Source organism: Shewanella sp. JNE2 (assembly GCF_023159115.1).
Classification (GTDB): Bacteria; Pseudomonadota; Gammaproteobacteria; order Enterobacterales; family Shewanellaceae; genus Shewanella; species Shewanella putrefaciens.
Map to the genome: position 1 here is coordinate 39,457 of NZ_CP096170.1, position 20,717 is coordinate 60,173.

Sequence of the window (20,717 nt, forward strand, 5' to 3'; positions counted from 1 at the left end):
GCTTCTATGTCAGGTTGAGCTATACCCTAACTGGATTGTCATTTTCAGAAGACGACTGCACCAGTTGATTGGGCGTAATGGCTGTTGTGCAGCCAGCTCCTGACAGTTCAATATCAGAAGTGATCTGCACCAATCTCGACTATGCTCAATACTCGTGTGGGCTCTGTTGCAAAAATCGTGAAGCTTGAGCATGCTTGGCGGAGATTGGACGGACGGAACGATGACGGATTTCAAGTGGCGCCATTTCCAGGGTGATGTGATCCTGTGGGCGGTGCGCTGGTATTGTCGCTATCCGATCAGCTATCGCGACCTTGAGGAAATGCTGGCGGAACGCGGCATTTCGGTCGACCATACGACGATCTATCGCTGGGTCCAGTGCTACGCCCCGGAGATGGAGAAGCGGCTGCGCTGGTTCTGGCGGCGTGGCTTTGATCCGAGCTGGCGCCTGGATGAAACCTACGTCAAGGTGCGGGGCAAGTGGACCTACCTGTACCGGGCAGTCGACAAGCGGGGCGACACGATCGATTTCTACCTGTCGCCGACCCGCAGCGCCAAGGCAGCGAAGCGGTTCCTGGGCAAGGCCCTGCGAGGCCTGAAGCACTGGGAAAAGCCTGCCACGCTCAATACCGACAAAGCGCCGAGCTATGGTGCAGCGATCACCGAATTGAAGCGCGAAGGAAAGCTGGACCGGGAGACGGCCCACCGGCAGGTGAAGTATCTCAATAACGTGATCGAGGCCGATCACGGAAAGCTCAAGATACTGATCAAGCCGGTGCGCGGTTTCAAATCGATCCCCACGGCCTATGCCACGATCAAGGGATTCGAAGTCATGCGAGCCCTGCGCAAAGGACAGGCTCGCCCCTGGTGCCTGCAGCCCGGCATCAGGGGCGAGGTGCGCCTTGTGGAGAGAGCTTTTGGCATTGGGCCCTCGGCGCTGACGGAGGCCATGGGCATGCTCAACCACCATTTCGCAGCAGCCGCCTGATCGGCGCAGAGCGACAGCCTACCTCTGACTGCCGCCAATCTTTGCAACAGAGCCCGCCGTGCTAGTCTGCTCGGTGATGGTGGAGTGAAGCCAACCCGCAATCGGGTTATGAATCTGCATCGCGATTCGCAATCAGCTGTCTCTTGAGCATGTCGAACTCCTGCGATGTTATCTCGCCGTGCTCGTGCTGCTACACCAACTTGTCCAACTCATCCGCCACACCGCTCCCCACCACCTGCGATGGCCAGGTTGTTTGCTGGGCGCATTGGCGGAGTATCGTCTCGACCCGGGACACCCACACCGGCACAACCTTACGGGAGTGATTCACTGTCAAAGAATCGGCCCGGTGCTCTGACGCAAGTATCGGGATGGTCACCATTTGTAAGCCGTAGACCTGAGTGGTGATCAAGACTTCGATACCACCGACCGTACCGGTACTAATCGACGACGGTCGTGTTCGTCGCCTGCCGCAGGGACTCTGCACACCTCCGTTTACGCATGTGCCTGGAGGAGTTGGAAATCGTCGTGTTCGGGAAACATTAAACACAGGATGGCAGCGATCTGAGCCAGCACATGATCAGCTAGCTCACCATCCGGATCGACGGCCCACTGCATCGTCGCGCCAGCGATGACCGAGTGCAGGAGCAACTCAGCTGCCGCAGGAGCACCTGGGGGCAGTCGCTTGCGGATCCCCTCCACCACCGCGCGGTTCCGCTGGATCGCAAGCGTGCGTAGCTCCGGCACCTGGAGCTCGTACCAGGAGATGAGATAGTTCACCGAGAAGTCGTTGCGAGTGTTCATGCTCCGAACGAGCACCTGCAAAAATTCCCAGAGCCCTTGCGGCCCTGCGCCTATCGGTATCGCATTCAGGTAATGCCGCACCTGCTCGACGCCGCGCTCCATCATCCTCACCAGCAGCGTATCGCGGTTGGTGAAGCGCTGGATTAACGCTGCGCGGGAGAGCCCCACCTCCTTTGCTACTCCGCTGAGCGTGAACTCTATGGGACCGCAACGCTTCAGCACTACGGTGGCGGCCTCGAGTACCTCGTCATCGGACTTGAGCTTGGGGCGGGGCATCAGTGTTCACCTTCTGTATGGGTTGGGGCGGAGGCTGTGGCTGCCGCCGCCATTGTAGCAAATTGAAGACGGAGCGAGAGTAGAGCCACGAGCCCCGCAAACACGGCCGATACAACGAGGCCAGGGAGCGGACCAGCAAGGTCGACAAACGCGCCGGCCGCAAGCATAACCATGGGCGAGGCTGACAGCATCACCGCCGAGACCGTGCCGAGTACCCGGCCGAGAAGTTCTGGCGGCGTGCGGTTGTAGATGGCAGCGTTGAGAATGGGAGAGACTGAGCCGGTCAGCAGTCCCACGAGCGCGCCCAACAACATCAGCACCGGCACGCCTGGCAACTGTGAAAGCAGAAGCGAGCCCACCGCAGAGCCACAAAATGCCACCGCCAGCCAGTTCTGCGCTGATATCCGGGCGCCGACCGACGCATGAATGGCAATGCCAAGGAGACCACCAGCCCCCATCATTGAGGAGAACAGCCCGAGCTCTGCTACTTGGCGTCCTGCATCTACAAACAGCGCAGGCATGATGACGCTGCCGTTGGCGCCAACGATGCCCACGAAGATCATCACTATACCAAAGAGAGGGCGCAGCAGGGGTTCGCTCCAGAGAAAAGCGACGCCGGCGCGCATGGAGAGAGTCGCCGTCGTGGTCATCGTCCGAGCGGCACGCGCGGGAAGCACCCACGCGCCGAGCAGACCTGCAAGGACGGAGCAGAACGCCGTCAGCCCGAGCGTTGGCGCAGCGCCAAGCAGGCCGATTGCGGCCCCCCCAAGGGCCGGGCCACCTAGAATCGCGACGTTCCCGATCACCGCTTTCAGTGACGAGACGCGCTCAACGGAGAGCCCGGCGACGTGGCCGAGTTTGGGCAGCTCACTGTCCTGCGCGGCCATACCGGGTGCGTCGAACGCGGCACCGAGCACCACGCAAGCGATCAGCCCAGTGTTCGAGAGGGCGCCAACGGCATCGAGCAGTGGGATGCTCGCCATGGCCACGCCGCCCACCACACCCGAGATCAATGCGACGGGCGCGCGCCCGAACCGATCGACGAGGCCACCACCAACCCACGCGCCGATGATGGTCGCGATGACGCTGCTAGCGGCCGTGGCGCCCGCCCAGGCCGCGCTCTTTGTATGAGACAGGACGAACCATGGAAGCGCGAGGGCCGCCACCGCGTTGCCGATCCGGAAGAGAAAGGTCGCCGCGAACAGCGTCGCGAGCGGGCTATATCGACGTTCGCTCATTCCGCTGCGGCGAGCTGCGCCTTCGCCGCAGCGAGGTACTCTTCGTTACCCGAGTCGAGGGCGAAGAGTGCGTAGGTGACCGCCCCGAACGCAAGGCGCTCCGCGATGTGGTGGGCGAGCCGCGGCCACACCCGGCCACCGGCCGCTTCATACGTGAGGAGGAGCTTCGCGAGCCCCTCTTCACCAAAGACCATAAGGTGCGCGGCCATGTCGATGGCAGGGTCATCAACGCGGGCCTCGCTCCAGTCGATCATCCCGCTGACGCGCTCCGTGTTGTCGATGAGCACATGGCCCACGTAGAGATCGCCATGCACCACCACGGAGAAATCTGGCCACGACGAATCGTCGTCGAGCCAGCGCTGCCACCGGTGGAGGCGCTTGTCGTTCACCACGAACTCGCGTCGGACGCGGTCAACGTCGTCGGCCACCTTCTGACGGGCCTGCGTCGGTGTACGGATGAGCATCCCCGCATCCACGGCGGCGGAAATGGGGACGGCATGCAGGGCGGCGAGCGCGGTCGCGAAGCTCTCCGCGAAGACCTCCGAGTCCTGCGGCACGACCCAGTCGGGCGTGGACGAACCAGGCTGGATGACCATCGCAGTCGAGTCTTCGAGCATGGGATAGGCAACGAGCTCGGCGTTGGCCACGCGCCAGTCCGGCACCGCGAACGGCAGGCGATTCTTGAGCATTGCCAGCACCCGCGCCTCTGGTTCGACCTTCGCGCTTACCTCGGCTCGGCGCGGGATGCGCAGCACCCACCGACGTCCATCGTCGACGGTGGCGATCACGATCCTATAGTCGAGCCCAAGCTCATTGACAGTCAGCGGGCCATGGAGCTTGAGCCCATGTCGGGCTGCAAGTGCGTACAGTTGGGAGGTATCGGCGGTCGTGACTACGGTCATGATTCACTCCTGAGGGCTTGACGGGTTTAGCCACCTAAATGTAACAGTCACGTCGGTTATATTCAATCCGGCACTGTTGCAAAGTTAGCGATGAGGCAGCCTTTTGTCTTATTCAAAGGCCTTACATTTCAAAAACTCTGCTTACCAGGCGCATTTCGCCCAGGGGATCACCATAATAAAATGCTGAGGCCTGGCCTTTGCGTAGTGCACGCATCACCTCAATACCTTTGATGGTGGCGTAAGCCGTCTTCATGGATTTAAATCCCAGCGTGGCGCCGATTATCCGTTTCAGTTTGCCATGATCGCATTCAATCACGTTGTTCCGGTACTTAATCTGTCGGTGTTCAACGTCAGACGGGCACCGGCCTTCGCGTTTGAGCAGAGCAAGCGCGCGACCATAGGCGGGCGCTTTATCCGTGTTGATGAATCGCGGGATCTGCCACTTCTTCACGTTGTTGAGGATTTTACCCAGAAACCGGTATGCAGCTTTGCTGTTACGACGGGAGGAGAGATAAAAATCGACAGTGCGGCCCCGGCTGTCGACGGCCCGGTACAGATACGCCCAGCGGCCATTGACCTTCACGTAGGTTTCATCCATGTGCCACGGGCAAAGATCGGAAGGGTTACGCCAGTACCAGCGCAGCCGTTTTTCCATTTCAGGCGCATAACGCTGAACCCAGCGGTAAATCGTGGAGTGATCGACATTCACTCCGCGTTCAGCCAGCATCTCCTGCAGCTCACGGTAACTGATGCCGTATTTGCAGTACCAGCGTACGGCCCACAGAATGATGTCACGCTGAAAATGCCGGCCTTTGAATGGGTTCATGTGCAGCTCCATCAGCAAAAGGGGATGATAAGTTTATCACCACCGACTATTTGCAACAGTGCCGTTTACTCATATATACTTTAGATTGATTTAAAACTTCATTTTTAATTTAAAAGGATCTAGGTGAAGATCCTTTTTGATAATCTCATGACCAAAATCCCTTAACGTGAGTTTTCGTTCCACTGAGCGTCAGACCCCGTATAGTGTTTTGCAGTTTAGAGGAGATATCGCGATGCATACGCGGAAGGCAATAACGGAGGCGCTTCAAAAACTCGGAGTCCAAACCGGTGACCTCTTGATGGTGCATGCCTCACTTAAAGCGATTGGTCCGGTCGAAGGAGGAGCGGAGACGGTCGTTGCCGCGTTACGCTCCGCGGTTGGGCCGACTGGCACTGTGATGGGATACGCGTCGTGGGACCGATCACCCTACGAGGAGACTCTGAATGGCGCTCGGCTGGATGACGAAGCCCGCCGTACCTGGCTGCCGTTCGATCCCGCAACAGCCGGGACTTACCGTGGGTTCGGCCTGCTGAATCAATTTCTGGTTCAAGCCCCCGGCGCGCGGCGCAGCGCGCACCCCGATGCATCGATGGTCGCGGTTGGTCCGCTGGCTGAAACGCTGACGGAGCCTCACGAACTCGGTCACGCCTTGGGGGAAGGATCGCCCGTCGAGCGGTTCGTTCGCCTTGGCGGGAAGGCCCTGCTGTTGGGTGCGCCGCTAAACTCCGTTACCGCATTGCACTACGCCGAGGCGGTTGCCGATATCCCCAACAAACGGTGGGTGACGTATGAGATGCCGATGCTTGGAAGAGACGGTGAAGTCGCCTGGAAAACGGCATCGGATTACGATTCAAACGGCATTCTCGATTGCTTTGCTATCGAAGGAAAGCCGGATGCGGTTGAAACTATAGCAAATGCTTACGTGAAGCTCGGTCGCCATCGAGAAGGTGTCGTGGGCTTTGCTCAGTGCTACCTGTTCGACGCGCAGGACATCGTGACGTTCGGCGTCACCTATCTTGAGAAGCATTTCGGAACCACTCCGATCGTGCCTCCGCACGAGGCCGTCGAGCGCTCTTGCGAGCCTTCAGGTTAGAGGCCGTCGACAATGATAATCTGGATCAACGGACCTTTCGGCGCCGGAAAGACGACGCTCGCTAAGCGGCTGCGCGATCGGCGTTCCAAATCGCTGATCTTTGACCCCGAGGAAATCGGGTTCGTGGTGAAAGAAACGGTCCCCATGCCAGCGAGCGGAGACTATCAGGATCTCCCCTTGTGGAGGGGACTTACGATCGCGGCGGTCAGGGAGATTCGAAGGAATTACTCGCAGGACATCATCATCCCAATGACGCTCGTGCACCCGGACTATCTGACTGAGATACTCGACGGGGTAAGGCGGATGGCACTGTTGCAAATAGTCGGTGGTGATAAACTTATCATCCCCTTTTGCTGATGGAGCTGCACATGAACCCATTCAAAGGCCGGCATTTTCAGCGTGACATCATTCTGTGGGCCGTACGCTGGTACTGCAAATACGGCATCAGTTACCGTGAGCTGCAGGAGATGCTGGCTGAACGCGGAGTGAATGTCGATCACTCCACGATTTACCGCTGGGTTCAGCGTTATGCGCCTGAAATGGAAAAACGGCTGCGCTGGTACTGGCGTAACCCTTCCGATCTTTGCCCGTGGCACATGGATGAAACCTACGTGAAGGTCAATGGCCGCTGGGCGTATCTGTACCGGGCCGTCGACAGCCGGGGCCGCACTGTCGATTTTTATCTCTCCTCCCGTCGTAACAGCAAAGCTGCATACCGGTTTCTGGGTAAAATCCTCAACAACGTGAAGAAGTGGCAGATCCCGCGATTCATCAACACGGATAAAGCGCCCGCCTATGGTCGCGCGCTTGCTCTGCTCAAACGCGAAGGCCGGTGCCCGTCTGACGTTGAACACCGACAGATTAAGTACCGGAACAACGTGATTGAATGCGATCATGGCAAACTGAAACGGATAATCGGCGCCACGCTGGGATTTAAATCCATGAAGACGGCTTACGCCACCATCAAAGGTATTGAGGTGATGCGTGCACTACGCAAAGGCCAGGCCTCAGCATTTTATTATGGTGATCCCCTGGGCGAAATGCGCCTGGTAAGCAGAGTTTTTGAAATGTAAGGCCTTTGAATAAGACAAAAGGCTGCCTCATCGCTAACTTTGCAACAGTGCCAATTTATGAGTAAAGGATTATGTCCACGATAAGCACCTGGGTCGATTCCTGGGAGGCGGCCATGAGGGTAGGGAAGCGCCGTCCCGTCAAGTCAGCGTAATGCTCTGCCAGTGTTACAACCAATTAACCAATTCTGATTAGAAAAACTCATCGAGCATCAAATGAAACTGCAATTTATTCATATCAGGATTATCAATACCATATTTTTGAAAAAGCCGTTTCTGTAATGAAGGAGAAAACTCACCGAGGCAGTTCCATAGGATGGCAAGATCCTGGTATCGGTCTGCGATTCCGACTCGTCCAACATCAATACAACCTATTAATTTCCCCTCGTCAAAAATAAGGTTATCAAGTGAGAAATCACCATGAGTGACGACTGAATCCGGTGAGAATGGCAAAAGCTTATGCATTTCTTTCCAGACTTGTTCAACAGGCCAGCCATTACGCTCGTCATCAAAATCACTCGCATCAACCAAACCGTTATTCATTCGTGATTGCGCCTGAGCGAGACGAAATACGCGATCGCTGTTAAAAGGACAATTACAAACAGGAATCGAATGCAACCGGCGCAGGAACACTGCCAGCGCATCAACAATATTTTCACCTGAATCAGGATATTCTTCTAATACCTGGAATGCTGTTTTCCCGGGGATCGCAGTGGTGAGTAACCATGCATCATCAGGAGTACGGATAAAATGCTTGATGGTCGGAAGAGGCATAAATTCCGTCAGCCAGTTTAGTCTGACCATTTCATCTGTAACATCATTGGCAACGCTACCTTTGCCATGTTTCAGAAACAACTCTGGCGCATCGGGCTTCCCATACAATCGATAGATTGTCGCACCTGATTGCCCGACATTATCGCGAGCCCATTTATACCCATATAAATCAGCATCCATGTTGGAATTTAATCGCGGCCTCGAGCAAGACGTTTCCCGTTGAATATGGCTCATAACACCCCTTGTATTACTGTTTATGTAAGCAGACAGTTTTATTGTTCATGATGATATATTTTTATCTTGTGCAATGTAACATCAGAGGGCACTGTTGCAAATAGTCGGTGGTGATAAACTTATCATCCCCTTTTGCTGATGGAGCTGCACATGAACCCATTCAAAGGCCGGCATTTTCAGCGTGACATCATTCTGTGGGCCGTACGCTGGTACTGCAAATACGGCATCAGTTACCGTGAGCTGCAGGAGATGCTGGCTGAACGCGGAGTGAATGTCGATCACTCCACGATTTACCGCTGGGTTCAGCGTTATGCGCCTGAAATGGAAAAACGGCTGCGCTGGTACTGGCGTAACCCTTCCGATCTTTGCCCGTGGCACATGGATGAAACCTACGTGAAGGTCAATGGCCGCTGGGCGTATCTGTACCGGGCCGTCGACAGCCGGGGCCGCACTGTCGATTTTTATCTCTCCTCCCGTCGTAACAGCAAAGCTGCATACCGGTTTCTGGGTAAAATCCTCAACAACGTGAAGAAGTGGCAGATCCCGCGATTCATCAACACGGATAAAGCGCCCGCCTATGGTCGCGCGCTTGCTCTGCTCAAACGCGAAGGCCGGTGCCCGTCTGACGTTGAACACCGACAGATTAAGTACCGGAACAACGTGATTGAATGCGATCATGGCAAACTGAAACGGATAATCGGCGCCACGCTGGGATTTAAATCCATGAAGACGGCTTACGCCACCATCAAAGGTATTGAGGTGATGCGTGCACTACGCAAAGGCCAGGCCTCAGCATTTTATTATGGTGATCCCCTGGGCGAAATGCGCCTGGTAAGCAGAGTTTTTGAAATGTAAGGCCTTTGAATAAGACAAAAGGCTGCCTCATCGCTAACTTTGCAACAGTGCCCTTGATATCTAGTATGACGTCTGTCGCACCTGCTTGATCGCGGCCGCGATAGCTAGATCGCGTTGCTCCTCTTCTCCATCCGCGTTCCAAGCTGCGGAAAGGCACCCATAAGCGTACGCCTGGTCGAGCAGGCGACGCGGATCGACGTCCAGCGCACGAGAGAATGCGTCCGCCATCTGTGCAATGCGTCTAGGATCGAGACAAAGGTCGTCTCTGTCAGCCGGATCGTAGAACATATTGGCGGCGCCAAAGCCCACTTCACCGACCAGACCGACGGGATCTATCACCAGCCAGCCGCGACTGGAGAACATGATGTTTTCATGATGCAGATCGCCATGTAGCCCACGCAGTTCCGAGGCATTGCTCATCATTTGATCGGCTATAATCGCCGCGTGGACGTAGTCAGTTTGACAACCTGCGTTTTGATCATCGCGCGCCCGCTGAAACAAAGCTGCAAAGCGATCCCGGATCGGGAGAAGGGCAGAAGGCAGGGGTTCCTCAGATGCGGCATACAGCTTCGCCATTAGTTCCGCTGCAATTTCGGTCGCCTGGTAGTCGCCGTGCTCGGCAACGATGTGAGAGAGCATTCGCTCCCCGGCATATTCGAGCAACATCAGATTGTTCTCACGACCGAGCAACCGGACTGCTCCCCTCCCATTGCGCCATACCAGATAGTCGGCCCCGCGCAGTTCATCAGCAATGTCTTCTATAGGTTTCAATCCCTTGACGATTGCAGGAGTCCCGTCTGGCAATGAAACTTTCCAAACGAGGCTGGAAAAGGTGTCCGCAATGAGAACAGGTTGCGAAACGTGCCAATGAGCAGGAAAAACAGGCGGCATGAACATCAACCCCAAGTCAGAGGGTCCAATCGCAGATAGAAGGCAAGGCGTTCGCGGTCGGGGGCTTCGATCCCCAATACATTGAATAGGACAGCGAAGGCGCGCTCTGCTTCATCTGGCGCTGCCCAGTTCTCTTCGGCGTTAGCAATCATGAGTGCCAAATCGGCATAGCGATCTGCTGTTCCGAGCCGCCCAAGGTCGATCAGACCCGTGCATTGAAGAGTTTTAGGGTCCACCATGAAGTTCGGCATGCAGGGATCACCATGGCAAACAACCATATCGGTGCGCTCTTGGTCGAGCCGCACCGGTAGCTCTCGTTCGACACGAGCCAAAAGATCGAGCTGCGGCGTACTCTTGTCCTCGTCCGGTAAGAAGTCGGGATTGACGGCATTGCGGGACACCACATCAACGGCGCGTCCGAACATTCGCGACAGCCTGCGCTCAAACGGACATTGATCAACCGATAGGCTGTGAACAGCGCCAAGTTGCTGCCCCATTGACGGCCACGCTTTGAGCAAATCCGCTCCAGACAGATCAGCCGCCGGTACTCCCGGAATTGCCGTTATCACCAAGCATGCACCCTCCTGTTCCTCCTGCCAGTTGATGACCTCGGGGCAAGCCACACCTCGACCTTTGAGCCAAATGAGGCGGTCACGCTCTCCAGCGAGCTCACCGCGGCGGGAAGCAGGTGCGATTTTCGCGAAGGCATGCCCGTCACCACGTCGAAAAACAAAATCACCAGATTCTCCGCCTCTGACAGGCAACCAGTCAGAATGCGATTCACCAAAAAAAATATTAGTTCGATTCAATGGAGGTTCCTTCAGTTTTCTGATGAAGCGCGAATATAGAGAAATATCCCGAATGTGCAGTTAACGAATTCTTGCGGTTTCTTTCAGCGCCGCCAATACCGCCAGCCCGTCGCGCAAGGGGCGCGGCTCGTGTGTGCGGATGAAGTCAGCTCCACCTGCGGCGGCGGCAAGCTCTGCAGCGAGTGTCGCGGCCCCGACATCCCCCGGACCACGGCCTGTGAGCGCGCGCAGAAAGGATTTGCGCGAAACAGACAGAAGCACCGGCAAATCGAAGCGCAGCCGCAATTCATCGAACCGCGCCAGCACCGAGAGCGAGGTTTCGGGAGCAGCCCCCAGAAAAAACCCCATGCCGGGATCAAGGACAAGGCGGTTGCGTTTGATACCGGCACCCGTCAGCGCCGCGATGCGCGCGTCAAAGAACGCCGCAATGTGATCCATGATGTCGCCAGCGGGTGCCTCGCGCCGATCTGCCTGCCCGTCTTGCACCGAATGCATAACGACGAGTTTGGCAGATGATTTCGCCAATTGCGGATAGAACGCAGCGTCTGGAAAACCGCGAATATCATTGAGATAGGCCACACCACGCGACAAGGCATAGGCTTGCGTCGCGGGTTGATAACTGTCGAGCGAGACGGGAATGCCATCTGCCTTGAGCGCGTCCAGCACCGGCGCGATACGCGCGATTTCTGTGTCGGACGAAACAGGCGCGGCGTCGGGATTGCTGGATGCCGGACCGAGGTCGATCACATCTGCCCCCTCGGCCATCAGCTTACGCGCCTGCGCAATGGCTGCGTCTGGCGCCAGATACCGGCCTCCATCGGAGAAACTGTCCGAGGTTATGTTGACGATGCCGAAAATGATGAGCGATTTATTCATGGGGGCTTCTATAATAATAATAATCGAGCATGAGTCTCATACGGATGCTCGGGTCGAAAGGGAATCCCCAGGCGAGTAACCTGTTTGCGGTGATCCATTAGCTGCAGGAGCAGAATAGCATACATCTGGAAGCAAAGCCAGGAAAGCGGCCTATGGAGCTGTGCGGCAGCGCTCAGTAGGCAATTTTTCAAAATATTGTTAAGCCTTTTCTGAGCATGGTATTTTTCATGGTATTACCAATTAGCAGGAAAATAAGCCATTGAATATAAAAGATAAAAATGTCTTGTTTACAATAGAGTGGGATAAATGGACGCTAAAGAACTGAACCACATGATAGCTGAGGCCTACAGCCGGGATTTGCAAAAGCCTGAGCTGGTATCGTTCAAAGAGGTGAGTCGCTGGGGGCGTAAGTACGGTTTCCCCGTCGTATGCACTCTGGCCGATGAAAGTGAAGAAAAGCAGATCCACTGGGCTGCCAGTTTGCTCATTCAAGTAGCCGGTACTTGGCCGCGAGAAGATATGCCGGAATTGCTCACACCGGAACGGGGCTCCGCGCTGTTCAACGATGCGATGCAGTTATTGGCGAATGGGCTTGGAGCAGCAAATCAATTGCGCTGACAGCACAAACCTTGTCAATAAGCGGCCTTCATGGCCGTTTTTTTGTTTAAAGTTTGTTTTAACAGAACCATAATTAGATATTGCAGTATCATTTTATGATCGCTACAATCTTTCACATGTGAAAGTTTGGGGGTGGTCTTGATCACCTGCGAGAAACCAAAATAGAGGTGGGTATGGCAAAAGTAATCAGCTTCGCCAACCAGAAAGGCGGAGTGGGTAAGAGTACCCTCTGTATCCAGCAGGCCTTTTATCTGGCGTTACAGAAGAAAAAGAAAGTGCTGGTCTTGGATATGGATGGTCAGGGGAACACGTCCTCTCGACTGGCCCCCAGACGAGAGCTTGAGGATGGTGACTACGAGCCCATCCTCACAGGAACCAAAACCGCAGAGCTGTTCGCTTACGAGCTGGACGGCATTGAGGTCATGCACTGCCCTTGCGGTGCAGACCTCATTCATACGCCGAAAAACGACCCGGATCTGTTTGAGATGGAGGCTGTGCCTCTTGACCAGGCCATGAATCCGGCTCGCCATTTGGCTGAGCTGTTTGAGAACTACGACTACGTGCTGATTGATTGTCCGCCTAGCCTCGGCAGAAAGCTGGTGGCAGCGTTGGTGATGTCTACCCATGTGGCATGTCCAGTAAAGCTCTCTGGCTTCGCTGTGGACGGCGTAGAAGGTCTCCTGAACACGATTATTGGTGTGCGCGAGGCGTACAACCAAGATTTGGAGATCCTGGGCATCGTGATCAACGACATGGACCGCTCTGTCAATCACGACAAAGCCCTCAAGTCGCTGGAGAACACAGTTCCGGATCTGTTGTTTGAGAACAAAATTATGCACCGGCCTCCGCTCGATACGGCGACGACTGATGGCATCCCTGTCTGGGAGCTTCGCTATGGACATGTCGCGGCCAAAGAAGTTGAGGCGGTGTTGGAAGAACTATTAGAGAAGGTGGGCTAAGCGATGGCATTGAACAATTTAAAAGGCCTGTCCGAACTTGCTAAAGCCGCCAAAGGCAAGAAAGGCAAAGAGGTTCTTACCGTACCTGTTGACGACGTTGTATCCAAGGTCCAGGTTCGTAAGCGCTTCCGTAACATTGAAGAGCTGGCGGCAACCTTGCTGACCGAAGGGCAGCAGTCTCCGATCATCGTGTTCCCGAAGAACGAAGAAGGCAAGTTCGTCATCCAAAAAGGGGAGCGGCGTTGGAGAGCGTGTAAACACGCTGGTATCGAGACCATTGACTTGGTGGTGAATGATAAGGTCCAGAACAACTTGGACGAGACTGCTGGTGAGCTGATCGAAAACATCCAGCGGGATGACTTGACTCCGGTAGAGATTGCCGAGGCGTTAAACCTGTTTATTGAAGAAGGTTGGAAGCAAAAGGATATTGCTGATCGGCTCGGTAAGAATATCACTTTCGTATCTACGCATCTGTCGTTGCTCAAGCTACCTGACTGTGTGCGTGAGTTATACGATAATGAAGTATGTTCTGATACAGAGACCTTGAATAACCTTCGTCTCTTGTTCGATCTGAATGAAGAAAGATGTCGCGCCGTCTGCGCGGTGGCTATGTCTGACGGGATTACTCGTAAACAAAGCCGTGAGCTGCTGAATGATGCCAAACGTATCAAAGACGAAATGGAAAAAGGCCCACTGACTGGCTCCCACCAGAATGATGAGCTTGGCGCTGGCAACACCGACGAGCAATCCCTCAACTCGGGTGGGGATGGTACGTCGGAACAAACCGGGAATGACGACCTGAACCTTGCCCAGGAGGAACTGGAAGGGGGTAAAAATTCCAATGGTCAGGACGATGATGACGAAGACCCTTTGCGTGATGAAGAGGGTGAGCACAAAGATCCTGTCAAGCAGCCAGATAACAGCGGCAAGGACAAAGATGAAGAAGGCGGTGATGCTCTTCCTCCTCTGCCGAAGGACAAGGAATGGAAGAACGTCCGGGCTGACAGTTTGATTTTTGCTGTCAACGTTAACCTGGATGGCGAGACCAAACGTGGAGTCATCATGACCGACCGTGTTGCTCTGGTTCCGTCTACTGTCTGGGTTAAAACGCTCGATGGCGAAGGCAAGGAAAAGCATGTTCATGTGCCTGTGTCAGACATTGAACTCCTGAGTGTCGAAGGCTAATAAAGGAGGCCCAGCCAGAGAGGTTGGGCCTGTCAAGAACAGGTGAATATGAAGATCTCACAGGACATGAAAAGAAAATTTGCTTTGGTGAATGCCCTGTCTAAAACGGAGAAGCCAAGTCTCCAAGACCTTCACAAGGCAACAAATATTCCTGAATCAACGATCAAGAGACAGTTGTCTGCCCTGCGTGATGAGTTCGGAATGAATATCTTGTTCGTCAGGGAGTCTACCGGCGAACGAGGTGCCACCGGCTACTACATGCTGACAGACTGGGGGATCTTAGACAGGTCTTCGTTCTTGAACCGGTACGGAAAACTGTAAGGTGCCATAGAGCAGCGCATTGAATGCAAAACCCGCCAATCGGCGGGTTTTTTTATGCTGCCACGGTAGCGGCGGTTGCTGGAGGTTTTTCGGCGTAGTAGGCGATGTTCTTGGTTCGTCTGCTAAGGGTGTCTATGCCGACGATACTCAGCGTTTTGGGAGTGGTATTGCGGGACTCGAAATAATGGAATAGCTGGATCATGCAGCACTTCACCATCAACGGATCGATGTCTTCCAGGTAGATTGAGGCTTCTCTCAATGCTTCGGGACCGTGGTTCTCGATCAGGTTTTCCATCCAATGAATGGCGTTGATGCCAGAACCACAGCAGGGCTCATAAAAGTCTGCCGAAGACTGTGAGCCAACAATGAGTGACATCAAGCGGCCAATCTCTGGAGGAGTGGGGAAGTAATTGGTGCCCTTCTTGTGGAAGCCAGACATGCTTAGGACGTAACCCAAAACATCGCTGGTGGGGTCGCGCTTAATGGCGGCAGACAGGACGTGAGAGAGCTCGAAGGCGACCGGCTGAAGTTCTTCCGGGATCTCCTCCTTGGCTGGGTATAGGCCAGTCTGCAAGTATGCCCACTGGTCAATAAAGGCCTCAACAAACCGAGATGTGCCCATTCTGTATCGGGACTGCTCGATGAGAGATAAAGCCTTGGATGTAAGTTGCTGTGTTTCTGGTGACATAAGCGCTCCAGTTTGTTCTGACGAAACATTCAAGAGGTAGAAACGAAGAACCCCGCCGAAGCGAGGTTCTTTGCTTTCCTGCCTGATCGCCTTAATGCCGAAGCAAAGACGTCTTGATAAAGTCGGGGCAACCGGACATTTCCCGGTCGATGAAGTCCTGACGTTTCGCCAGCGGCCATTTCATGAACGCCGCGAGCGGGATGCGCTTATTCGTGTTAGTATTGCCTTGCAGCATAACAAAGCTCCTTAATTGCTTGATTGTGTTGTAAGGGCTGCAACGAAGGTCGAAGAGCGATGCGGCCCTTATTTATGATTATTACAGCATCATAAAATAATATCAAGGGACAATAAAACGATACCAAGAAACAAAACTTTCACATGTGAAAGTCTCCCCGCTGTCCACCTCGCACACTCCAAACGCCCAAATAACTTGTCTATCTGCCCAAAATGGGCGCGTAAGCGTCCGATAGAAAGTAATTGTTAGTGAGATATTGACTACACGGAATATGGCTATATCATAGAATCATAAAATGATACTGTAAAAGTGATATGTATGCCAAAGCAAGCAAATCATCTCCGTTTGAAGAAACCTTGCGCCAACTGTCCATTCCGGAAGGAGGGCGCTATCGAGCTGGTCCCTGGGCGATTAGAAGGCATCATCAACGACATCGTTGAAAACGACATGACGACGTTTCATTGCCACAAGACCGTGCATTCAAAGTCAGGTGGTGAATGGGATGAAGAGGGTAACTATGCACCTTCGGGACAAGAGTCGATGTGTGCCGGTGCTGCGGCTTACTTGATGAAAATAGGCAGGCCGACAGTGGCTATGCGAATTGCCTTTGCGTTTGGTGATGCAAAGGTGTCCGACTGGGACGAAGCTCAAGAGCTGGTTGTCGAGCCTTTGGTACAAGGGGACCGAAATGAGTAAGCGATATGCGGTAGTGCCGCATCCGAAACTGAAACGAGAGTACAAAGGTCGGCTGGTCAGAACTACTCGGGTACTAAAAAACGGCTGGGGGGTGATCCCTCTAGGGGCTGTGGCAACGGTCACGCATCAGTCTCCCAAGGGATCAGAACTGACCTTTGAACCATGCGACTGCTGCGGCCTGAAAGCCATTATCAGTCATGTAAGCATGGACTCCATTGAATTTATCGAACCGATTACTGAGGAAGAAGATGGACGAGAACAAGCTCAACATTGAAACGGTCGATGGGCACAACGAGCTGGTAGTCAGCTTTTTGTCCAGAATGGTAAGCCTGAGTGACGAGGAAAAGCAGACAGTATTGTCCTGCCTTCCGGGCACCGGCAAACAAACAATCACCCAGCTCTATGAGGCGCTGCGTTCTCAAGGGCACCAGGATCTTGCAGAGAAGGTCGAACCATACCTCCAGCAGGGGGTGTTTGGGCCGATCTTCGATAACGCCAAGTCCAAGGTGTTCGTTCGGGACGAAGCGCCTTTTTTCCTCATGGATGAAAATCCTTTGAACTGGGATGACGCTAAAGCATTCAATCGCCTACGTATGAGTACGACCTGTGTTCTTGGCCGTGGCGGCTGGACTATCGGTGAGCGCTTTGATGACCGCTTTGATACCGAGGTGGGCGGAACACAGCTTATCGTCACCCAGTCACTCAACGAAAAAGGTGAGATTGAAGGAGGACTTCCTACCTCGATGTCGCTGAATGACTTTGCTGAGTTCCCTAAACAGCCAAGGCCTCCTCAAATAGTCGATTACCAGGAAGACAAGCGATACACGCTTGAGGAAGCGGAAGCTATCCCTGAGCTCGCACCAGTGGTTCAGCGTCTGAAAGAGCGCATCGAAGAGTATGAGGAGAGAAGAGCCCATGATTGACATGACATGCCGCCTCTGTGCTGGTTCCGGTGTTTATGACTTTTCCCCTTCCAAAGAAACCTGCGGTATGTGCCAAGGGCATGGGAAATTTGCTGACGCCAAAGCAATGCTGGTGGCTGCCATCGAGCTGGCAAAGAAGCAACGCGAGCCGGTCATTGAAGTGGTAATGGGGTTGGTGCTCCAGGGTGTGGATGTTAGAGGGAAGGAGCCTGGAGAGCGGTTCAAGGCTGCTCAGGCCTTTAACGCCCCAGGGCACAACCTATTACGATACGGGTGGGATGCTTGGGAGCTCTATGCCCTCCATGAGGGTGTAAGTCCAGAACTTGCATCGCTTGGCCGAAGTGTGATGCGCGAGTGGCATAGCCATTCATGGGGCCGGTTCAGTGGAGAGGTAGGCTTTAACGCCGCCGAGATCATGATCAAACAGGCCAAAGACAACCCAGAAAAAGCAGAAGAGCGCTGGGCGTTCCTGCTTAGTGAAGAATGGATGGTGGAGTAATTGTCGTGACAGAACAAACCAATAAGAAATTGATGCTGGATGAGTCTCCAGATATGCCCCTGCAATTCAAGTGGAGAAAGTTTGGTGGTGCGATTTTTACTGCCACGCAAACAATGGAGCACGTCAAGGAAGGACGTAAGCTCGGGCCGACTCCAGCAGGGATGCTACCTCAAGAAGTGTGGCTGAACCGCCTGATCGCTATGGAAGAAACCCTGCCACGAGGGAAGTTTTTTGACAGATTCCGCCGCCGCGACAAAAACGAGCAGTATGACTTGGCCGCCGATCATCTCCGTCTTGTCGGACAGAAAAAGCGATAGGGGGATAGATGAAAGCCCAGGCATACCCACCATCAGTCATTCGTAAAGGCGCTGTGTTGTACGCAGCCCTTTATTACATCTCTGATGATGATAAAGCAAAGGTCGAGGTTACAGAGTGGATAGTTCGCTCTATTCAGAAACGACGCAACTCAACCAGCGATCAACGCTATGTCAATCTTGCCCAAAAGTTAGATGGGATTACGTGGGGGAAAAGGTCACGGAAGAATGGGGACTTTGGTTGGTTGCCATCTATACCGAGCTGGTGTTTGAAGCAGTTCCGGGAAGGTGGCGAATTGCCTTTTGGCGTTTATACGACGCGACTGGCCGCTCTCAAGTTTGCGAAAGTCAGCTTGCAGGAAGAGGTCCAATATTGCGAGGCCGAGCTGAAAAAGCCTCAGACAGAAGAGGATACTCAGGAACTCCAAGAGGAGCTGGCGGAGAACCAGAGACTTCTGAAAGCTGCTGGAGCAATGGTGAAGCGCGAGCAAAACAAGAAGAAAAGAGGTTGACCAATGTTACCGATCGTCTCCCCCTCCGTAGTAACCAAACAACTTGCGTTCAATCGAGTAGGCGATAAACGCAAGGTTAGGGTTTCGTCCAACTTTTTGGATGTTATGGGGTTCAAGCCAGGTATGGGCATCGCCGTTGAGCCAGGGGAGGGGATGGGCGGTTTTTCGGTGATCCCAGCGACCGATGAACTACAGACACACCAGGTTTATCAGCGCCGGTATCAACCAAAGAGTCGCTCCAACAACCCGCTGGAAACCGTTATTGAGTTTTCTGGACAAGGGCTCATAGATAAGTGCTTCCCTCGCTATACAGAGCGTTTCCACGTCGAAATGCGAAAAGGCCGAGTAGTCTTCACTCCTGTCGCAAACAGAGCCTTTGCCATTGCGGATCGGTTCAGAAAAACCAGCCCTTTCCGTGCCTTTGTGGCATTGACTGGCGGGGTAGACATTCATGTTATGGAAGCGCTTGGCTGGAAGGCTGAGATTGTTTTGGAGCATCGTCCAGTTGAAGCCAGAGACAGAGCATCCGGGCGGAACCTGAGTGAAGTACATGCGCTCAATACGCTGGTGAACAGCTCCCCGCGTATCCTGCTGAATGAAGACATTCATCACCTGGAGCTGGATCGCCTTGGAGCCTTGCTGGCGGAGTGCCCACCAATTGGTTTGGCCCATTACTCGTTGGGGTGTGATGACCACTCAAACGCCAAAAGTCCAAGGGACAAAGAGCGTTCTCTTGAGGATCTCTCCACCATGCTCGACATGGTTTACCCGGCACTAAAACAGATCGAGGTCGTGAACCCTGCCGTCGTGCTGGTGGAAAACGTCCCGAACTTCAAAGCATCCGGAGCCGGGGCGATGATGGGAACGACACTGCGGCGGATGGGGTACTTCCTCACTGAGATGGTCTTGAACGGTCTGGATTTCGGCGCTTACCAGGGGCGAGAACGCTATTACATGGTGGCGTCGGTCTTCCCTGGGTTCGTTCCACCGAAACCTGAGCAGAGAGCTGGTGGACGATTGTGGCCGGTGATCGAGAAGCACCTCGGGGATTGTGCTGACGTCACAGTGTTGAAGTCAATTCAGGCCAGAGAGTCAACTTCTCGCAGGATGCCTGCGTTCTTGACGAGAGAAAGCACCAGTTGCCCGACCATCCTCAAGTCTCAGGATCGTGGGGTAAAGGATGCAGTGTACATCCAAGACGGTGGCCGCATTTACAAGCCATCGGTCGATCTGGTTCAGGAGTTGATGTCGATACCTGATAGCTTTGATGTTTCGTGGATGGCAAAAGAACAAGCGACAGAAACGCTTGGGCAGAGTGTGGATTACAGATTGCATTCAGCGGTCATGGCCGCAGTTCGGGATCACCTGAATGTGAATTGCGGTCGCCATACCGTGGTGCAGCACGGTATCAGAAGTAAGGAAGGTAGATAATGGCAGTCATTTACTACGGCGAGGGAACCCATGACGCCGGTTTCGTCGGGTTCCGTGTCGCACGAACAGTTGGGGTGGCGGATGATTACCGGCAGGAATACTTCTCCTTGAGAGAGTATTCCTACGCAACAGCTCACCGGCTGGCCTACAGCTTGGACCGAAAGTGGGAAGCTGAGGCAGAAGAGGTGAAGCGTCAGAATAAGACTTGTAAGCGGCGACGCAACTCCGGGCCAAACATCATTGCTGAGGGGCTGAGGGCTTATATCAGCATTGAGAACCGGAGCCGGATGGGGGTGAAGAGAACCTACTTCGCGCCTTGTTTTCTCGTCACAAAGCCAGGCTACGGCAATGGGGATATTGCTTTCAGGATTTCCACTCATGGCTACGCAGAAGCCTACGAAAAGGCGGTGGAAAAATATTGTGAGATCCATGATTTGACGGATGAGCAGTATGTTGAGTTGCTTGACCGTATGCCGAGTACAGAGGTGTTCACTGGATACCTGCTGAATGCTCTTTTAATGCGCGGCCATCGCGCTACAAAAGCTGAAATACTGAGTAAGCTGGGGGCTGAGAAGAATGAAGAGGACATTGCCAATGGCAAAGGGAAAAGCGGCCAGAACAGAGTGCGTTGCCCAGAGTATCGGTGGGCGCAATAACAGCGCCACCAGCTTTTGGGACCGTATTTTAACAGTTGAGGAGACGGCCA

At 54.1% G+C, this 20,717-nt stretch carries 26 protein-coding genes and 2 pseudogenes; 18 read left to right on the forward strand and 10 right to left on the reverse strand.

The genetic code is table 11. The features are described 5' to 3' along the window. Positions 1 to 37 precede the first annotated feature (37 nt). Positions 38 to 103 (forward strand): annotated as a pseudogene (locus tag MZ182_RS20645) (hypothetical protein); the annotation flags it as partial. 117 nt (positions 104 to 220) lie between these two features. Continuing rightward, positions 221 to 985: an IS6-like element IS6100 family transposase gene (locus MZ182_RS20650; RefSeq protein WP_001389365.1), complete on the forward strand. Its 765-nt coding sequence runs from the start codon at positions 221 to 223 to the stop codon at positions 983 to 985. 492 nt (positions 986 to 1,477) lie between these two features. Here MZ182_RS20650 and mphR(A) read toward each other — a convergent pair whose 3' ends face one another. The 4 genes from mphR(A) to MZ182_RS20670 form a co-directional block, all read right to left on the reverse strand. Further along, positions 1,478 to 2,062, reverse strand: coding sequence for a macrolide-binding transcriptional repressor MphR(A) (mphR(A), locus tag MZ182_RS20655; RefSeq protein WP_001137892.1), 585 nt, complete (start codon positions 2,060 to 2,062; stop codon positions 1,478 to 1,480). After that, positions 2,062 to 3,300, reverse strand: coding sequence for a macrolide resistance MFS transporter Mrx(A) (gene mrx(A) / locus MZ182_RS20660; RefSeq protein ID WP_000004159.1), 1,239 nt, complete (start codon positions 3,298 to 3,300; stop codon positions 2,062 to 2,064). Before mrx(A) ends, mphR(A) begins: the two co-directional genes overlap by 1 nt. After that, positions 3,297 to 4,202 (reverse strand): Mph(A) family macrolide 2'-phosphotransferase, encoded by a 906-nt coding sequence (locus MZ182_RS20665; protein WP_000219391.1) that lies wholly within the window; start codon positions 4,200 to 4,202, stop codon positions 3,297 to 3,299. The genes mrx(A) and MZ182_RS20665 overlap by 4 nt, the downstream gene beginning before the upstream one ends. Before the next feature lie 121 nt (positions 4,203 to 4,323). Continuing rightward, positions 4,324 to 5,028 (reverse strand): IS6-like element IS26 family transposase, encoded by a 705-nt coding sequence (locus MZ182_RS20670; RefSeq protein WP_001067855.1) that lies wholly within the window; start codon positions 5,026 to 5,028, stop codon positions 4,324 to 4,326. A 232-nt stretch (positions 5,029 to 5,260) separates the two neighbouring features. Between MZ182_RS20670 and aac(3)-IId the strand changes: the two genes are divergently transcribed. The 3 genes and pseudogenes from aac(3)-IId (at position 5,261) to MZ182_RS20685 (ending at position 7,194) form a co-directional block, all read left to right on the forward strand. After that, on the forward strand, positions 5,261 to 6,121 hold the full coding sequence (gene aac(3)-IId, locus MZ182_RS20675; RefSeq protein WP_000557454.1) for an aminoglycoside N-acetyltransferase AAC(3)-IId: 861 nt from the start codon (positions 5,261 to 5,263) through the stop codon (positions 6,119 to 6,121). 12 nt (positions 6,122 to 6,133) lie between these two features. After that, positions 6,134 to 6,427 (forward strand): annotated as a pseudogene (locus MZ182_RS20680) (tunicamycin resistance protein); the annotation flags it as partial. A 62-nt stretch (positions 6,428 to 6,489) separates the two neighbouring features. Further along, entirely contained in the window at positions 6,490 to 7,194 is a 705-nt protein-coding gene (locus MZ182_RS20685; protein WP_001067855.1) for an IS6-like element IS26 family transposase, read from the forward strand. Between the two features lie 189 nt (positions 7,195 to 7,383). On the opposite strand, the gene MZ182_RS20690 is transcribed toward MZ182_RS20685, so the two are convergent. Then, positions 7,384 to 8,199, reverse strand: a complete 816-nt coding sequence (locus MZ182_RS20690) for an aminoglycoside O-phosphotransferase APH(3')-Ia (RefSeq protein ID WP_000018329.1) — start codon at positions 8,197 to 8,199, stop codon at positions 7,384 to 7,386. A 150-nt stretch (positions 8,200 to 8,349) separates the two neighbouring features. Between MZ182_RS20690 and MZ182_RS20695 the strand changes: the two genes are divergently transcribed. Continuing rightward, positions 8,350 to 9,054 (forward strand): IS6-like element IS26 family transposase, encoded by a 705-nt coding sequence (locus tag MZ182_RS20695; protein ID WP_001067855.1) that lies wholly within the window; start codon positions 8,350 to 8,352, stop codon positions 9,052 to 9,054. A 60-nt stretch (positions 9,055 to 9,114) separates the two neighbouring features. Here the strand turns inward: MZ182_RS20695 and MZ182_RS20700 are convergent, their stop codons facing one another. From MZ182_RS20700 to sul2, 3 genes are read right to left on the reverse strand one after another with little or no spacing between them, the layout of a single operon-like run. Beyond that, positions 9,115 to 9,951, reverse strand: a complete 837-nt coding sequence (locus tag MZ182_RS20700) for an aminoglycoside O-phosphotransferase APH(6)-Id (RefSeq protein WP_000480968.1) — start codon at positions 9,949 to 9,951, stop codon at positions 9,115 to 9,117. Further along, positions 9,951 to 10,754, reverse strand: coding sequence for an aminoglycoside O-phosphotransferase APH(3'')-Ib (gene aph(3'')-Ib, locus MZ182_RS20705; protein ID WP_001082319.1), 804 nt, complete (start codon positions 10,752 to 10,754; stop codon positions 9,951 to 9,953). The genes MZ182_RS20700 and aph(3'')-Ib overlap by 1 nt, the downstream gene beginning before the upstream one ends. A 60-nt stretch (positions 10,755 to 10,814) precedes the next feature. Next, positions 10,815 to 11,630, reverse strand: a complete 816-nt coding sequence (sul2, locus tag MZ182_RS20710; RefSeq protein WP_001043260.1) for a sulfonamide-resistant dihydropteroate synthase Sul2 — start codon at positions 11,628 to 11,630, stop codon at positions 10,815 to 10,817. A 306-nt stretch (positions 11,631 to 11,936) separates the two neighbouring features. Between sul2 and MZ182_RS20715 the strand changes: the two genes are divergently transcribed. The 4 genes from MZ182_RS20715 to MZ182_RS20730 all read left to right on the forward strand — a co-directional run bounded on the left by MZ182_RS20715 (position 11,937) and on the right by MZ182_RS20730 (position 14,713). Next, entirely contained in the window at positions 11,937 to 12,248 is a 312-nt protein-coding gene (locus MZ182_RS20715) for a hypothetical protein (protein ID WP_000338945.1), read from the forward strand. Positions 12,249 to 12,421: 173 nt separating this feature from the next. After that, positions 12,422 to 13,207, forward strand: a complete 786-nt coding sequence (locus tag MZ182_RS20720) for a ParA family protein (RefSeq protein ID WP_001151304.1) — start codon at positions 12,422 to 12,424, stop codon at positions 13,205 to 13,207. A 3-nt stretch (positions 13,208 to 13,210) separates the two neighbouring features. Continuing rightward, positions 13,211 to 14,392 carry a ParB/RepB/Spo0J family partition protein gene (locus MZ182_RS20725; RefSeq protein ID WP_001207227.1) on the forward strand — a complete coding sequence of 394 codons (1,182 nt, stop codon included), beginning with the start codon at positions 13,211 to 13,213 and terminating at the stop codon, positions 14,390 to 14,392. 48 nt (positions 14,393 to 14,440) lie between these two features. Next, positions 14,441 to 14,713, forward strand: a complete 273-nt coding sequence (locus tag MZ182_RS20730; RefSeq protein ID WP_000703827.1) for a helix-turn-helix domain-containing protein — start codon at positions 14,441 to 14,443, stop codon at positions 14,711 to 14,713. A gap of 52 nt (positions 14,714 to 14,765) precedes the next feature. On the opposite strand, the gene MZ182_RS20735 is transcribed toward MZ182_RS20730, so the two are convergent. Together MZ182_RS20735 and MZ182_RS20740 are read right to left on the reverse strand one after the other, a co-directional pair. After that, on the reverse strand, positions 14,766 to 15,401 hold the full coding sequence (locus MZ182_RS20735) for an N-6 DNA methylase (RefSeq protein ID WP_000074431.1): 636 nt from the start codon (positions 15,399 to 15,401) through the stop codon (positions 14,766 to 14,768). Between the two features lie 91 nt (positions 15,402 to 15,492). Next, positions 15,493 to 15,636 (reverse strand): hypothetical protein, encoded by a 144-nt coding sequence (locus tag MZ182_RS20740; protein ID WP_000939033.1) that lies wholly within the window; start codon positions 15,634 to 15,636, stop codon positions 15,493 to 15,495. A 318-nt stretch (positions 15,637 to 15,954) separates the two neighbouring features. Between MZ182_RS20740 and MZ182_RS20745 the strand changes: the two genes are divergently transcribed. The 8 genes from MZ182_RS20745 to MZ182_RS20780 are packed head-to-tail and all read left to right on the forward strand — an operon-like array spanning position 15,955 to position 20,667. Then, positions 15,955 to 16,332 (forward strand): hypothetical protein, encoded by a 378-nt coding sequence (locus MZ182_RS20745; RefSeq protein WP_001125905.1) that lies wholly within the window; start codon positions 15,955 to 15,957, stop codon positions 16,330 to 16,332. Then, positions 16,325 to 16,606 carry a hypothetical protein gene (locus MZ182_RS20750; RefSeq protein ID WP_000044824.1) on the forward strand — a complete coding sequence of 94 codons (282 nt, stop codon included), beginning with the start codon at positions 16,325 to 16,327 and terminating at the stop codon, positions 16,604 to 16,606. The genes MZ182_RS20745 and MZ182_RS20750 overlap by 8 nt, the downstream gene beginning before the upstream one ends. After that, positions 16,581 to 17,255: a thymidylate kinase gene (locus MZ182_RS20755; protein ID WP_000344151.1), complete on the forward strand. Its 675-nt coding sequence runs from the start codon at positions 16,581 to 16,583 to the stop codon at positions 17,253 to 17,255. The genes MZ182_RS20750 and MZ182_RS20755 overlap by 26 nt, the downstream gene beginning before the upstream one ends. Then, positions 17,248 to 17,754, forward strand: coding sequence for a hypothetical protein (locus MZ182_RS20760; protein WP_000566600.1), 507 nt, complete (start codon positions 17,248 to 17,250; stop codon positions 17,752 to 17,754). The genes MZ182_RS20755 and MZ182_RS20760 overlap by 8 nt, the downstream gene beginning before the upstream one ends. A gap of 5 nt (positions 17,755 to 17,759) precedes the next feature. Next, positions 17,760 to 18,071: a hypothetical protein gene (locus MZ182_RS20765; protein ID WP_002210541.1), complete on the forward strand. Its 312-nt coding sequence runs from the start codon at positions 17,760 to 17,762 to the stop codon at positions 18,069 to 18,071. An 8-nt stretch (positions 18,072 to 18,079) separates the two neighbouring features. Beyond that, positions 18,080 to 18,580 (forward strand): hypothetical protein, encoded by a 501-nt coding sequence (locus MZ182_RS20770; RefSeq protein ID WP_000647189.1) that lies wholly within the window; start codon positions 18,080 to 18,082, stop codon positions 18,578 to 18,580. Between the two features lie 3 nt (positions 18,581 to 18,583). After that, positions 18,584 to 20,011: a DNA cytosine methyltransferase gene (locus MZ182_RS20775; protein WP_000936896.1), complete on the forward strand. Its 1,428-nt coding sequence runs from the start codon at positions 18,584 to 18,586 to the stop codon at positions 20,009 to 20,011. Further along, entirely contained in the window at positions 20,011 to 20,667 is a 657-nt protein-coding gene (locus tag MZ182_RS20780; protein WP_000268551.1) for a hypothetical protein, read from the forward strand. Before MZ182_RS20775 ends, MZ182_RS20780 begins: the two co-directional genes overlap by 1 nt. The last annotated feature ends 50 nt before the right edge of the window (positions 20,668 to 20,717 follow it).